We start from the raw sequence: 14857 nt of genomic DNA, 5'->3' as shown, positions 1-14857 counted from the left end.
GGCGGGTAGCTTCGAGACAGGGACAAGCCGAAGACCGTGGACGAGTACCTGGCGGCGTTCCCCGCAGGCGCCCGCTCGCTGCTGGGGGAGCAGCCTGTGCCCCGGAGCTGCTCCTCCGCCGTCGTCGTTTTCCCCTGTTGTAGAGAAATTGGATGGGTTAGGGTGGGCCCATGTCGCGGTTCAGCTTCTTGGAGTGGCCGGTGGTACGGCAGTTCCGCACGAGTGATTCACTCGGGCGGGGCGAGGCCGTGACCTCGCGGCGGACCCGTGAAATCGCTCCCCGGACGTCCACCGCGGACCGCGTGGTGCAGAGCGTGTGTCCATACTGCGCGGTGGGCTGCGGCCAGCGTGTCTTCGTCAAGGACGAAAAGGTTGTCCAGATCGAGGGCGACCCGGATTCGCCGATCTCCCGCGGCCGGCTCTGCCCCAAGGGATCCGCCAGCGAGCAGCTGGTCAACGCGCCCGGCCGGCAGACGAGGGTGCTCTACCGGGCGCCCCACGCCAAGGACTGGCAGCACCTTGACCTGGACACCGCCGTCGACATGATTGCCGACAGGTTCCTCGAAGCCCGCCGGAACACATGGCAGCAAAGCGATGAGCACGGCCGGCCGCTCCGGCGGACCATGGGCATCGCCGGGCTGGGCGGGGCGACCCTCGACAACGAAGAGAACTATCTGATCAAGAAGCTCTTCACCGCCGCGGGCGCCATCCAACTTGAGAACCAAGCCCGCATTTGACACTCCGCAACGGTTCCCAGTTTGGGAACCTCGTTTGGACGCGGCGGCGCGACGCAATCGCTGCAGGACATGGCCAACGCCGACTGCATCGTCATCCAGGGCTCCAACATGGCCGAGTGCCATCCCGTGGGCTACCAGTGGGTGACGGAAGCCAGGGCCCGCGGCGCGAAGGTCATCCATGTGGATCCGCGGTTTACCCGCACCAGCGCGGTGGCAGACAGGCACGTGCCCATCCGGGCCGGTTCGGACATCGTGCTGCTGGGCGCCCTGATCAATTACGTGATCAGCAACGATCTGTGGTTCAAGGATTACGTGCGGGCCTATACCAACGCGGCGACCCTGGTGAACCAAGAGTTCCGTGACACCGAGGACCTGGACGGGCTGTTCTCCGGATTCGACCCGGAAACGGGCCAGTACGACCTCGCGTCCTGGGCCTATGAACGGAAGCCGGAGGCAGGAGAAGCCGGCGGCCACGAACACGGCGCCGACACCGCGGACCGGGCGGCCGGGCACCAGTACGGCAGCGGCGGGCCGACCCTGGCACACCCCGATTTCGAGCAGGATCCCACGCTGGAGCACCCGCGGACGGTGTTCCAGATCCTGAAACGGCACTATGCCCGGTACACCCCGGAGATGGTCCGGGACGCCTGCGGCATTTCCCTGGCGGATTTCGACTACCTGGCGCGGGCGGTCACGGAGAACTCCGGACGCGACCGGACCACCTGCTTTGCGTATTCCGTCGGCTGGACCCAGCACACCGTGGGCGCGCAGTACATCCGGACCGCGGCGATCCTGCAGCTCCTGCTGGGCAACATGGGCCGGCCGGGCGGGGGAATCATGGCGCTGCGCGGCCATGCCAGCATCCAGGGCTCCACCGACATCCCGACCCTGTTCAACCTGTTGCCCGGCTACCTCCCCATGCCGAAGGCCGAGATGGAGACGTTGCAGGACTACCTCGGCGGCATCGCGTCGCCGGACCAAAAGGGCTACTGGGCCGACGCCGATGCCTACACCATCAGCCTGCTCAAGGCCTGGTGGGGCGACGCGGCCCGTGAGGACTCGGACTGGGGCTACGGCTACCTTCCGCGCATCAACGGCCCGCACGGGACCTACCAGACAGTCATGGGCATGCTTGCCGATGAGGTCGAGGGCTACTTCCTGTTCGGCCAGAACCCCGCGGTCGGATCCGCCAACGGGCGCATGCAGCGCCTTGGCATGTCCCATCTGAAATGGCTGGTGGTGCGCGACCTGAACCTCATCGAGTCGGCGACGTGGTGGAAGGACGGCCCCGAGATCGCCACGGGCGAGCTGCGGACCGAGGACATCGGCACCGAAGTATTTTTCCTGCCGGCGGCGACGCACGTGGAAAAGGCCGGAACCTTCACGCAGACCCAGCGGCTCCTGCAATGGCGGCACCAGGCCATCCAGCCGCCGGGGGACTGCCGCAGCGAACTGCAGTTCTTCTACGAGCTGGGCCAACGCCTCCGGGCAAAGCTGGCGGATTCGACCGATGAACGGGACCGGCCGCTGCTGGACCTCACGTGGGACTATCCCACCGACGAACACGGCGACCCCGACGGCGAGGCGGTGCTTGCGGAAATCAACGGCCGGCATCTCACCGGTCCCCGCGCCGGCATGCCCCTCTCGTCGTACACCGAGATGCGCCCCGACGGCTCGACCTCGGGAGGATGCTGGATCTATACGGGCGTGTATGCCGACGGCATTAACCACGCCGCCGACCGCAAGCCCGGCCAGGAACAAGGGCCGGTCGCCTCCGAGTGGGGCTGGGCCTGGCCGGCGAACCGGCGGATCCTCTACAACCGCGCGTCGGCGGACCCCGACGGCAAGCCCTGGAGCGAACGCAAGAAGTACGTCTGGTGGGACCCGGAGCAGAACCGGTGGACCGGGGAGGACGTCCCCGATTTCCCGCTGGACCGCGCTCCCGGGAGCAGGCCGGATCCGACGGCCGGCGGCGCCGCCGCGCTGGCCGGAGACGACCCCTTCATCATGCAGGCCGACGGCAAGGGATGGCTGTTCGCGCCCAAGGGCATGGTGGACGGGCCGCTGCCGACCCACTACGAGCCGCAGGAATCTCCGGTCGCCAACCCGCTCTACGGGCAGCAGCAGAATCCCGCCCGCCTCACCTTCCCGCGCGCAGACAATCTCAGCGCGCCGAGTGCCAACGTGCCCGGTGCGGACATCTACCCCTTTGTGTTCACCACGTACCGCTTGACCGAACACCACACGGCCGGCGGGATGAGCCGGTGGCTGCCGTACCTCTCGGAGCTGCAGCCGGAGATGTTCTGCGAAGTGTCGCCGGAATTGGCGGCGGAACGCGGCCTGGAACCGTACGGCTGGGCGACGATCGTCTCGCCGCGGGCAGCCATCGAGGCCAAGGTGCTCGTGACCGAACGGATGAAGCCGCTGGTCGTCAGCGGGCGCACGGTGCACCAGATCGGGGTGCCCTACCACTGGGGCGTCGGACAGGAAGCGGTCATCAGCGGGGACGCAGCCAACGATCTGCTGGGCGTGACCCTCGACCCCAACGTACAGATCCAGGAATCCAAGGCCGGATCGTGCGACATCCTCCCGGGCCGCCGTCCCCGGGGCCCGGAACTGCTCGCCCTGGTCGCCGAATACCAGGCCCGCGCCGGGGTGACGCCCGAGACCGGCAGCGACAAGATCACCCACCCCGGCCCCGTGCCGGGCGATGACACCACGAGGGAAGGCTTATGAACCGGCTGACCGAAGCGCCCGGGGACATCCCGCACACCGGACACCCGCGCAAGGGCTTCTTCACGGACACCTCGATCTGCATTGGCTGCAAGGCGTGCGAGGTGGCCTGCAAGGAATGGAACCGCAATCCCGCCGACCCGCAGCACGAGCTGCTGCAGTCCTCCTACGACAACACCGGCTCGCTGGGAGCCGACACGTGGCGCCACGTCGCCTTCGTCGAGCAGGACCGCGGGCGGATCGAAAAGGCGCGCGACTCCGGGCGCGCACTCGTCAGCCTCGGCATGCCCGGCATCGGCCCGCCGGGAAGCGCGGCTGCAGCAGGGAAGCCTCCGGGCCTGGATACCACGCCCCCCGATACGCCCGATTTCCGCTGGCTGATGTCCTCGGATGTGTGCAAGCACTGCACCAACGCCGGGTGCTTGGACGTGTGCCCCACCGGTGCGCTGTTCCGCACCGAGCACGGCACCGTGGTGGTGCAGGACGACGTCTGCAACGGTTGCGGCACCTGCGTCGCGGGATGCCCGTTCGGCGTGATCGAACGGCGCAGCGACGGCACGGCAGGACCGAAGACACAGCGCGACTTCACCCCGGGGGAACAGGCCCCGACCCGCAACGTCGGTGTCGCCCAGAAGTGCACGCTGTGCTACGACCGGATCACCGACGGCCAGACGCCGGCCTGCGCCCAGGCGTGTCCCACGACGTCGATCAAGTACGGCGAGCGCGAGGAAATGGTGGCCACCGCGAAGCAGCGGGTAGCAGAACTCCACTCGCAGGGGCTGACCGAGGCACGCCTCTACGGGGCCAACGATGCCGACGGCGTTGGCGGCACCGGTTCCGTGTTCCTGTTGCTCGACGAACCGGAGGTGTACGGGCTGCCGCCGGACCCGCGGGTGCCCACGGCGGACCTGCCGCGCATGTTCAAACGGGCCGGCATCGCCGCGGCCGGCATGTTGGCCGCGGCCACGGCCGCCTTCCTGACGGGAGGCCGCGGGTGACCGTCTCGGACTTCGACAGCTACCGCCCGCCCGAGCCGCCGCGCCGCTCCCGGCGCGGCAGCAAGCGGCGCCGCGCCGCGACCGGAGACGGCTCGGGCGAAATGCCGGTGGTGCCGGAGGCACGGTTCGCCTCCTACTACGGCCGGCCGGTGGTCAAGCCGCCGCCGTGGGGAGACCCGATAGCCCTCTACCTCTTCCTGGGCGGCGTGGCCGGCGGCTCGGCGCTGCTCGGACTCGGCGGGCAATTGACGGGCCGGCGTGCGCTGTGCCGCAACAGCCGCCTGTCCGCCCTCACGGCAGTCGGGTTCGGTGCCGTGGCGCTGATCGAAGACCTGGGCCGGCCCGAGCGGTTCCTCAACATGCTGCGCACCATCAAGCCCACCTCGCCCATGAGCCTGGGCTCCTGGATCCTCGCCGCCTTCAGCGCCGGTGCCGGGATTTCCGCGGCGTCCGAAATCGACCGCCTGACCGGCTCCCGGCTGCCGCTGGGGCCGCTGCGCCCGGTGCTGCGCCTGCTCGAGGGCCCGGCGGGCGTAGGGGCCGCGGTGTTCGCAGCACCGCTCTCCGCCTACACCGCGGTTCTCTTGTCGGACACGGCGAACCCGACCTGGAATGCCGGGCGTGACAACCTGCCCTTCGTTTTCGTCAGTTCTGCCAGCCTCGCCGCGGCCGGTCTTGCCATGATCACGACCCCGGTCCGCGAAGCCGGGCCCGCCCGGGCGCTCGCGGTCCTGGGCGTCGCCGGTGAGATCATCGCCACCCGGGCCCTGGAACGCGGCATGGACCCGGTGGCCGCAGAACCCCTCCACGAGGGTGCCCCCGGGCAAATGCTCAAGTGGAGCGAGCGGCTGGCCGTCGCCGCCGGCGTGGGGGTGCTCGCCGTCGGCAGGCACAGGCCGGCGGCCGCGGCCTGCGGCACGGCGCTGCTGGCCGCCTCGGCGCTGACGCGGTTCGGCATTCTGCGTGCCGGCATCCGCTCGGCGGAGGATCCCCGCTACACGATCGAGCCGCAGAAGAACCGGCTCGCGGCCCGGCGCCGCGCGGGCGCCGTCCACGATTCGATCACGACCGCCGGCTAAGCCGGCCGGCCGCGGGTCTAGCGCACCTCGATCCCGGGTCCCGGAACGGTCTGCCCCACCACCGGGTGCCCGGGCAGTTCCCCGACCACGAGCAATCCGCCGGAAGTCTGCGCGTCGGCCAGCAGCAGCAGGTCATCCTCCGTGATGCCTGCCCCCGGCCGCAGGTGCGGGCGGACCCATTCGAGGTTGCGCCGGGTGCCGCCGGAGATGTAGCCGTCCCGCAGCGCCTCCCGCGCGCCGGCGACGAGCGGCACGGCCTTGCGGTCGATGACCGCACCCACGCCGGAGGCGCGGCACATCTTGTAAAGGTGCCCGAGGAGGCCGAACCCGGTGACGTCGGTCGCCGCGCGGACGCCGCCGCGCACCGCCGCGTCCGCGGCCTCCCGGTTCAGCTGCGTCATCACCGCGACCGCCTCATCGAAGACCTCCCCGGTCCTCTTGTGCCGGTTGTTGAGCAGGCCGAGGCCGATCGGCTTGGTGAGCGTGAGGGGCAGCCCGGGCCGGGCCGCGTCATTGCGCATCAGCTTGCCGGGGTCGGCGATGCCGGTCACCGCCATCCCGTACTTCGGTTCCGGGTCGTCCACCGAGTGCCCGCCCGTCACCGGACAGCCCGCCTCGGACGCCACGGCGAGCCCGCCCCGCAGCACTTCGGTCAGCAGTTCCATCGGCAGGACGTCCCGGGGCCAGCCGACCAGGTTGATCGCGCTGACCGGGCGGCCGCCCATGGCATAGATGTCCGAGAGGGCGTTCGCCGCCGCGATCCGGCCCCAGTCATACGCGTCGTCGACCACGGGAGGGAAGAAGTCTGCCGTCGAGAGCACCGCGAGGTCCCCGCCGACCCGGACGGCGGAGGCGTCGTCGCCGTCGTCGAGCCCAACCAGGACGTCGGGGTTGGTTTGGCCGGTCAGGCCGCGGACCACGTCCTCGAGCTCGCCGGGCGGAATCTTGCAGGCGCACCCTCCGCCGTGTGCGTATCCCGTGAGCCGGACTGCTGCTGCGGACTCTTCTGCGACGCCGGTGATCCCGTTCATGGTCACAGCATAGGAGCGGCGGGCCGGTGTTACCATGCTCGTGGAGGCGTCCGGGTCCTGGTGGGCCCCCCGGTCTTCAAAACCGGTGAGGCCGAGTACCTCGGCCTGGCGGGTTCGATTCCCGTCCGCTTCCGCCAGCTGCACAGCTGAAGGTGACCCGGAAGGAGGGCCGTGGGCCAGAACGACCCGCGCCGGCACATTCCGCGCACCGACCAGCTGCTCGCCCACCCGGAACTTCTCCACGCACGCGTGCGCCTCGGCGACGACGCCATCCGTTCCACCGTCAGGGAGGTGCAGGACCAGGCGCGTCGCGGCGACCTTGCCCCGGAAGACGTCGAGGCGACGGTCCTGACCGCGGTGGCTTCCCGCGCGGCCAGCTCGTTGCGGCCGGTGCTGAACGCCACCGGCGTCATCGTCCACACGAATCTGGGACGCGCTCCGCTCTCCGGGTCCGCACGCCAGGCGGTGCTGTCGGCGGCCGGTTATGTCGACGTCGAGATGGATCTGCCCACCGGCGGACGGTCCCGGCGCGGGGCCGGTGCGCGGCAGGCTTTGCTGGACGCCTGCCCGGCCGCCGAGGAAGCGCTGGTGGTCAACAACGGCGCCGCGGCCCTGGTGCTGGCCACTACCGCCCTAGCCGGGTCCCGCGAAGTGGTCATCAGCCGCGGCGAGCTCGTCGAGATCGGGGCCGGCTTCAGGCTTCCCGAGCTGATTGAATCGACCGGTGCCCGGCTGCGCGAGGTGGGCACCACCAACCGGACGCACCTGGAGGACTACGCCTCGGCGATCGGCGCGCAGACCGGCTGCCTGCTCAAGGTGCACCCGAGCAATTTCCGGGTCAGCGGGTTCACCGCGGACGTCGGCATCGGCCGGCTCCGGTCCCTGGCCGAGGAACACCGGATCCCGCTGGTCGTGGATCTGGGCAGCGGCCTGCTCCAACCAGACCCGGTGCTGCCCCGGGAACCGGACATCTCCGGTGCGCTCGCCGCCGGCGCCGACGTCGTCATCGCCAGCGGTGACAAGCTTTTCGGCGGCCCCCAGGCGGGACTGCTTTTGGGCCGGGCCGCGGTCATCACCCGGCTGGCCCGCCATCCGCTCGCGCGGGCGATGCGGGCAGACAAACTGACGCTGGCCGCGGTGGAGGCGACGCTCACCGGAGAACAGACGCCGGTGGCGGCGGCCCTGCACGCCGATCCCGGCCGGCTGCGGCAGCGCACGGAGCGCCTGGCGGCCAGCGCCGGCGGCCGTGTGGTGGAGCACGACGGCAGGGTCGGCGGCGGGGGAGCGCCCGGGGTGCCGCTGCCCGGGTGGGCCGTCCGGCTGCCCGAAGGGGCCGCCCGACGGCTGCGGACGGGCGACCCCGTGGTGTTGCCCCGGGTCCACCGCGGTGCGTGCCTGGTGGACCTGCGCTGCGTGCCCGAGGCCGACGACGAGCGGCTCGCCGCCGCCGTGCGCTCGGCGCTGGCGCATATCGACGACCAGCAGCGAACCACGGGCTCCTGACATGTTCGTGGTGGCCACCGCGGGACACGTCGATCACGGCAAAAGCACCCTCGTGCGCGCGCTCACCGGAATGGAGCCCGACCGCTGGGCCGAGGAACGGCGCCGCGGCCTGACCATCGACCTGGGTTTTGCCTGGACCGTGCTCCCGTCGGGCAGGGACGTGGCGCTCGTGGACGTGCCCGGGCACGAGAAGTTTTTGGGCAATATGCTGGCCGGGCTCGGCCCCGTTCCCGCCGTGTGTTTCGTCGTCGCCGCGGACGAAGGCTGGCAGGCCCAATCCAGCGACCACCGGGACGCCGTCGCGGCGCTGGGCATCAACCACGGGCTGGTGGTGCTGACCCGCAGCGACCGCGCCCCGGGCCGGGCCGACGAGGTCCTCGCGCGGGTGCGGGCGGAGCTGGCGGGCACCGGGCTGCGCGACGCGCCGGCAGTCGCCGTGTCCGCGGTCACGGGAGCCGGCCTCGACGAGCTGCGCAAGGTACTGGATACGACCCTGTCCTCCCTCCCCGCAACCGACCCCTCGGGCCGCGTGCGGTTGTGGATCGACCGATCCTTCACGATCAGCGGCGCGGGAACGGTGGTGACCGGAACGCTGACAGCCGGCTGCCTGGCCGTGGGCGACCGCTTGCAGCTCGCGGGCCACGGCAGCCTCCGGCCGGTGTCGGTCCGGGGCCTGCACAGCCGCAACGAAGCCTTTCCGACCATTGGTCCGAGCAACCGGGTCGGCGTCAATGTGCGCGGCATGGCCGCCGGCGGCATCCGTCGCGGCGACGTCCTCCTGTCCGAAGACGCCTGGCTCCTCGTGGACAGCATCGACGTCCGCCGCACGATGGGCGCGGCGTTCCCCGACGGGCCGCGGCACCTGCTCGCCCACATCGGCACCGCAGCCGTGCCGTGCCGGGTGCGCCCGTTCAACGAGGACCACGCCCGGCTGACCCTCGACTGGCGGCTCCCGCTCGCGGTCGGGGACCGCCTGGTGCTGCGGGCCGACGGCAGCCGGTCGGTGCTGGCCGGAGTCCAAGTCCTCGACGTCGACCCGCCCGCGCTCGACCGCCGCGGGGACAGCGCCAGGCGCGCCGAAAGCCTGACGGCGATGCCTCCCGCCGGCGACGCGCTCATCGAGGTGGCCCGCCGTGGTGCCGTCCGCAGTGAACACCTCCGCCGGATGGGCGTCTCGGCGCCCAACAAGGTCCCCGACGACGTCCGGGCGTTCGGCGAGTGGTGGGTGCACGCAACCGTCTTCGACGACTGGCGGCGGCGGCTTCGGGCCGCAGTGCTGGAACTGGGGGAGCGGGACCCGCTGGCGGCCGGCCTCTCCCGCGGAGCCGCCGTTGACCTGCTCGGACCGGCAGGAAACGCGGTTCTCGACGCGGCCGTCCGGGAGGCCGGGCTGGAACAGGTCGGCGGATACGTCCGGCTGCCGGGCCGGCACGGCGGCCTCGGCGCCGCCGAGGACGCGGTCAGCACGCTGGAGCGCCGCCTTAGATCCGAACCCTTCGCCGCCCCCGAAGCCCACGAGCTGAGGGCCCTGGGTCTCGGCAACCGTGAACTCGCCGCCGCCGAACGCAGCGGGCGCCTGCTCCGGTTTGCCGGCGGGGTTGTGCTGCTTCCGCAGGCGCCCGCCCTGGCGATGCGGGAACTGGCCCGCCTGCCCGAGCCCTTCACGGCCAGCGAGGCACGCCGGGCTCTGGGCACCACCAGGCGGGTGGCCATCCCGCTGCTCGAACACCTCGACGCACGCGGTTGGACACGACGGCTCGACTCCGGCCGGCGGACCCTCGTGCGTCGGGCCCAATCGACGGGCTAAGGGGCCGCGGCGGTCGGCGACCCGGACACGAATCGGTTAGCCGCCGATAACTGAAACCTGTCTGAGGCAACCGTTTCCGGCGGTGCCCCCAGCCCTCCAACAGGCCGGGATCGCCGTGTTTCCGGGCATCCGGCCCCGACTCCCGCCCGGGGTCGAAGTTTTCGCCCCGTGGCCGCCCGTGGCTTTAAGGTTGCATCTCGGTAACAACCGGATATGAAGCGAAGTTTTTATACCCAAGCCGAGGGGTTCCGGTTTACGCTCTATTGCGTGTGAGACATGCCACGTTCGGCGGGAAGCTCGTTGAACTTCAGGCGACGCGGTCTATGTCCGTCCCCTGCAGCACTGCAGGGGACCTTCCAAAGACAGAAACAAGGAGGCGGAATGCGTTTCGGACGTACTTCCAAAGCTATCGGGGTCGCGGCTGTTGCAGCCCTGGCCCTGAGCGCCTGCGCGACTTCGGGTGGCGGAAATTCCCCCGAGGGCACAGGCGATTCCACCGCGGCTGGAGCCGGTGGTTCCATCAGCGTCGCTGAAGTGAACGCCTTCAGCTCCTTCAACTCGGACACGGCCGTCGGCAACGTCGATATCAACTCGAAGATCTCGTACCTGACCCATGCGGACTTCAACTACATCGACAACGAACTCAACGTGGTCAAGAACGAAGAATTCGGCACCTACGAGAAGGTCAGCGAAGACCCGCTGACCATCAAGTACACGGTCAACGAGGGCGTCGCCTGGTCGGACGGCAACCCGGTCGACGCCGGCGACCTGCTGCTCGCCTGGGCCGTCTACTCCGGCCATTTCGACGATGCCACCTACAACGACGAGGGTGAAGTCGACAAGGGCACTGCCTACTTCTCCTACGCCGGCGACACCTCCGGCCTGGGCCTGACCGACAAGCCCGAGATCAGCGACGACGGCCGCTCCATTACGCTGAAGTACTCCAAGCCGTTCGCCGACTGGGAGATCTCCTACGGGGTCCTGGACAGCCCGGCCCACGTGGTGGCCGAGAAGGCCGGACTGGCAGACGAGCAGGCACTGGTCGACCTGATCAGCGAGAGCCCCAAGGGCAACCCGGACAAGCCGGCCGAGAACAAAGAGCTCAAGGCCGTCGCCGATTTCTGGAACACCGGTTTCGACAGCAAGACCCTCCCGTCGGACGCCAGCCTCTACCTCTCCACCGGCCCGTTCATCGTGGACAGCATCACTCCTGATCAGTCCATGACCCTGGTCCGCAACGAGGCCTACGAATTCGGACCGATGCCGAACGTGGAGGAAATCACCATCCGCTACATCGGCGCCGCTCCGGATCAGGTCCAGGCGCTGAAGAACGGCGAAGTGGACATCATCGCCCCGCAGGCGTCCGCCGACACCGTGGAACTGCTCGAAGGGCTGGAGGGCGTGACCGTCAACCGCGGCGAGCAGCTCTCCTACGACCACATCGACCTGAACTTCTCGGGCGTCTTCAAGGAAGCCAACGTCCGCGAAGCGTTCATGAAGGCCGTGCCGCGCAAGGCCATCGTCGACCGCCTGATGGCTCCGCTGGATCCGGAGGCCAAGCCGCTGGATTCCCAGTTCTTCGTGCCGGCGCAGGCCGGGTACGAGGACTCCGCCGCCAACAACGGCTCCGAGAACTACCAGGAAGCCGACATCGAGGGTGCCAAGGAGCTGCTGGCCGGCGCCACGCCCGAGGTCCGGATCATGTACAACAAGGACAACCCCAACCGCGTTGACGCCTTCACGCTGATCGAGGAATCCGCCTCCAAGGCCGGCTTCAAGATCGTCGACGGCGGCCTGGGCGGCTCCGACTGGGGCTCGGCCCTGGGCGGCGGCACCTACGATGCCACCATCTTCGGCTGGATCTCCCCGGGCGTGGGCGTCAGCGGCGTGCCGCAGATCTTCCGCACCAAGGCCGACTCCAACTACAACGGTTTCTCGAGCAAGGAAGCCGACGCCCTGATGGACGAGCTGATCGTCACCACGGAGCCGGAGAAGCAGGACGAACTCATCAAGCAGATCGACAAGATCGTCTGGGATTCGTTCTACGGCCTGCCGCTGTTCCAGCCGGTCGGCATCGATGCCTACAACAGCGACCGGATCGACGGTGTGAAGTACATGCCGAACCAGACCGGCGTCTGGTGGAACTTCTGGGAGTGGAAGGTTAAGTAACCGCCCCGCCTGTTCCTCGGCAGATAGCATGCAAGGCGTCGGGACCTTGAGTACCACGGTCCCGGCGCCTTGCGCCATTTACCACCGGATTTTGCCCGCATAAGTGATTGGGATTTCCCAAATTCCGCTCGTGTGTAACCTGCATTACACTCACTGTGAAAATGCCGGATCCACAAGATCCGCAGACACATACCAACGAGGTTAAAAACGCTATGGTGACCTACATTGTGCGGCGGTTATTCACCGCCGTGCTCATTCTCCTAGGTGCCTCTTTCCTGGTCTATCAGTTGACGGCGCTGTCGGGTGATCCCCTGCACGACCTCCGGGAAAGCAATGCCGCGAACAAGGAGCAGCTCATGCAGCAGCGCATCGCGCTGCTCGACCTGGGCACACCGGCACCCATCCGGTACTTCGGCTGGCTGGCGGGCGCCGCCAAGTGCGTCGTCCCGTTCGTGGCGCAGTGCGACCTGGGCTATGCCGTCAACGGCCAGCCGGTCACCGTCGAACTGGGCCGGGCCATGGGCATGACCATCCTGCTGGTCACGGCGGCAACAGTCCTCGCCATCATCATTGGTGTTTCCCTGGGCATTGTTTCGGCACTGCGCCAGTACAGCGCCCTGGATTACGGCATCACCTTCATGGCGTTCCTATTCTTTTCACTTCCCGTTTTCTGGGTAGCCGTCCTGCTGAAAGAATTCGGTGCCATTGGATTCAATAACTTCCTGAAAAATCCCGACATACCGCTGCAATCCATCCTCATCATCGGGTTGGTCAGCGCGGCCGTGTGGTTCGTCTGCGCCAACGGCAGCTACAAACGGAAACTGGGCGCCGCCGGAATCGGTTTCCTGCTGGCTGCCGCAGTGTTCTGGGGTCTGTCGGTCACCCAGTGGTTCAAGACTCCCGGGCTCGGCCTGGCGGTTATCGCCATCAGCGGCGTCGGCATCGCCTTCGGCATCACCCTGCTGGCCGCGGGCCTGAAGAACCGCAAGGCGCTCTACTCTGCGCTCATCAGCGTCGGCATCGGCGTGATCATCTACTTCCCGATCCAGCCGCTCCTGGCCCAGGCCACCGGGCTGATGATCTTCCTGCTGGCCCTTGCCGCCGTCCTGGTCGGGCTCGCGGTCGGCTGGTTGATGGGCGGCTATGACCGCCGCCAGAGCATGAATGCCGCGGCGATAACCTCCTTCCTGGTCGGATGCCTCATCGCGCTCGACCGCTTCATGCAGGCATGGCCCACCTACTTCACCAACGGGCGTGTCAACCAGCGGCCCATCGCCACCATCGGCTCGGAAACGCCGAACCTGAAGGGCGACTACTGGGTCCACGGCCTCGACACGTTCACCCACCTGCTGCTGCCCACCGTCGCGCTGCTGCTGATTTCCCTGGCGTCGTACAGCCGCTACTCGCGGTCGTCGATGTTGGAGATCATGAACATGGACTACATCCGCACCGCCCGGGCCAAGGGCCTGGGCGAGCGCACCGTGGTCATGCGCCACGCGTTCCGCAACGCGCTGATTCCGATCGCCACGATCGTCGCCTTCGACATCGGCGGGCTGATCGGCGGCGCGGTGATCACCGAGCAGGTGTTCGCGTTCGCCGGCATGGGGCAGCTGTTTATCCAGGCGCTGCAAAGGGTCGACCCGAATCCGGTGATGGGTGTCTTCCTCATCACCGGCATCCTGGCACTGGTCTTCAACCTTGTCGCGGACCTGGTCTACTCCGCGCTTGATCCGCGAGTGAGGGTAAAGGCATGAGCGCCACAGCAACGAAACCCGTCGCAGCCACCAACGAGAACAAGGCCGGCCTCAGCCAGGGCCAGATCGTCCGCAGGCGCTTCATCGGCAACACGGCTGCCGTCGTCAGCCTGGTGGTCTTTGGCCTGATCCTGCTGATCGCCTATTCATCCAGCGGGATGTTCGGCCTGCCCGGCTGGTGGAAGTACACGCACAACGGCGTCAACGACATGGTGAACTCGGGAGCGCCCACCCTGCAGCTTTTCCCCTTCAGCCTGGGCGAACATCCGTTCGGACAGGACCGGCTGGGCCGCGATACTTTCGCCCAGACCATGCGCGGCATACAGATCTCCGTGGCGGTAATGTTCATCATCGGCCTGGTCGGCGGCGCCATCGGGGTGGTCATCGGCGCACTCGCCGGCTACTTCCGCGGCTGGGTCGAAGCGGTGCTGATGCGGCTGACCGACGTCGTCATCGTCATCCCGCTGATCATCATCGCGGCGGTGCTCGGCCAGGTCGCCGGGCGGGCCGTCGGGCCCGGCATCCAGCCGTATTTCCTGGGCCTGTTCGTCGGCTGCGTGATCTGGACCGGCCTGGCCCGACTGGTCCGGGCGGAATTCCTGTCCCTGCGCGAGCGCGAATTCGTCGACGCCGCACGGATCGCCGGCGCCTCCAGCGCCCGGATCATCTTCAAGCACATCCTGCCGAATGCCGTGGGCGTCATCATCGTCTCGGTGACCCTGAGCATGTCGGCGGCGATCCTGCTGGAGACCAGCCTGTCCTACCTGGGCCTGGGCGTGAAGGCACCGGACGTCTCGCTGGGCCTGCTGATCAGCCAGAACCAGGAAGCGTTCCAGACCCGCCCGTGGCTGTTCTGGTGGCCGGGCATGTTCATCGTGGCCATCTGCCTGTGCATCAACTTCATCGGCGACGGACTGCGCGACGCGTTCGACCCGCGGCAGAAGAAGTTCAATGCCAAGCGGGCGAAGGCGGCAGCGGTTTCCGCGCACCCCGAGACCGGAACCACCGCGACGACGGGTGTCTAGGATGGGCACCCGTCGCCTGCC

At 68.6% G+C, this 14857-nt stretch carries 9 protein-coding genes and 1 tRNA gene; 9 read left to right on the top strand and 1 reads right to left on the bottom strand.

Features of this window, described 5'->3' with window-relative positions; genetic code table 11:
• Window positions 1–170 precede the first annotated feature (170 nt).
• From fdh to nrfD, 3 genes are read left to right on the top strand one after another with little or no spacing between them, the layout of a single operon-like run.
• Window positions 171–3473 (top strand): formate dehydrogenase, encoded by a 3303-nt coding sequence (gene fdh, locus AC5RWG_RS05285; RefSeq protein WP_494049638.1) that lies wholly within the window; start codon window positions 171–173, stop codon window positions 3471–3473.
• Entirely contained in the window at window positions 3470–4468 is a 999-nt protein-coding gene (locus AC5RWG_RS05280) for a 4Fe-4S dicluster domain-containing protein (RefSeq protein WP_494012595.1), read from the top strand. The genes fdh and AC5RWG_RS05280 overlap by 4 nt, the downstream gene beginning before the upstream one ends.
• Window positions 4465–5547: an NrfD/PsrC family molybdoenzyme membrane anchor subunit gene (nrfD, locus tag AC5RWG_RS05275; RefSeq protein ID WP_494049639.1), complete on the top strand. Its 1083-nt coding sequence runs from the start codon at window positions 4465–4467 to the stop codon at window positions 5545–5547. The genes AC5RWG_RS05280 and nrfD overlap by 4 nt, the downstream gene beginning before the upstream one ends.
• Before the next feature lie 17 nt (window positions 5548–5564).
• Here nrfD and selD read toward each other — a convergent pair whose 3' ends face one another.
• Window positions 5565–6578, bottom strand: coding sequence for a selenide, water dikinase SelD (gene selD, locus AC5RWG_RS05270; protein ID WP_494049640.1), 1014 nt, complete (start codon window positions 6576–6578; stop codon window positions 5565–5567).
• A 42-nt stretch (window positions 6579–6620) separates the two neighbouring features.
• On the opposite strand from selD, the gene AC5RWG_RS05265 reads away from it, so the two are divergent.
• The 6 genes from AC5RWG_RS05265 to AC5RWG_RS05240 all read left to right on the top strand — a co-directional run bounded on the left by AC5RWG_RS05265 (window position 6621) and on the right by AC5RWG_RS05240 (window position 14836).
• A tRNA-Sec gene (locus tag AC5RWG_RS05265) sits at window positions 6621–6715 on the top strand.
• Window positions 6716–6749: 34 nt separating this feature from the next.
• A complete protein-coding gene (gene selA / locus AC5RWG_RS05260; RefSeq protein ID WP_494049641.1) occupies window positions 6750–8081 on the top strand; it encodes an L-seryl-tRNA(Sec) selenium transferase in 1332 nt (443 codons plus the stop codon).
• A gap of 1 nt (window position 8082) precedes the next feature.
• Window positions 8083–9888, top strand: a complete 1806-nt coding sequence (selB, locus tag AC5RWG_RS05255; protein WP_494049642.1) for a selenocysteine-specific translation elongation factor — start codon at window positions 8083–8085, stop codon at window positions 9886–9888.
• Window positions 9889–10269: 381 nt separating this feature from the next.
• On the top strand, window positions 10270–12057 hold the full coding sequence (locus tag AC5RWG_RS05250) for an ABC transporter family substrate-binding protein (RefSeq protein ID WP_494000320.1): 1788 nt from the start codon (window positions 10270–10272) through the stop codon (window positions 12055–12057).
• A 212-nt stretch (window positions 12058–12269) separates the two neighbouring features.
• On the top strand, window positions 12270–13811 hold the full coding sequence (locus AC5RWG_RS05245) for an ABC transporter permease (protein WP_494049643.1): 1542 nt from the start codon (window positions 12270–12272) through the stop codon (window positions 13809–13811).
• On the top strand, window positions 13808–14836 hold the full coding sequence (locus AC5RWG_RS05240) for an ABC transporter permease (RefSeq protein WP_494000318.1): 1029 nt from the start codon (window positions 13808–13810) through the stop codon (window positions 14834–14836). Before AC5RWG_RS05245 ends, AC5RWG_RS05240 begins: the two co-directional genes overlap by 4 nt.
• The last annotated feature ends 21 nt before the right edge of the window (window positions 14837–14857 follow it).

This window comes from Arthrobacter sp. Y3221160, from assembly GCF_059092585.1.
Note: the sequence above shows the minus strand (reverse complement) of the source record. Positions and strands in the feature narration are given on the sequence as shown.

Bases quoted from the DNA above. Each gene is read 5' to 3' on its own strand.
- AC5RWG_RS05280 (WP_494012595.1), top strand. From the start codon at position 3,470: ATGAACCGGCTGACCGAAGCGCCCGGGGACATCCCGCACACCGGACAC.
- selD (WP_494049640.1), bottom strand. From the start codon at position 6,578: ATGAACGGGATCACCGGCGTCGCAGAAGAGTCCGCAGCAGCAGTCCGG.
- selB (WP_494049642.1), top strand. From the start codon at position 8,083: ATGTTCGTGGTGGCCACCGCGGGACACGTCGATCACGGCAAAAGCACC.
- AC5RWG_RS05250 (WP_494000320.1), top strand. From the start codon at position 10,270: ATGCGTTTCGGACGTACTTCCAAAGCTATCGGGGTCGCGGCTGTTGCA.
- AC5RWG_RS05245 (WP_494049643.1), top strand. From the start codon at position 12,270: ATGGTGACCTACATTGTGCGGCGGTTATTCACCGCCGTGCTCATTCTC.
- AC5RWG_RS05240 (WP_494000318.1), top strand. From the start codon at position 13,808: ATGAGCGCCACAGCAACGAAACCCGTCGCAGCCACCAACGAGAACAAG.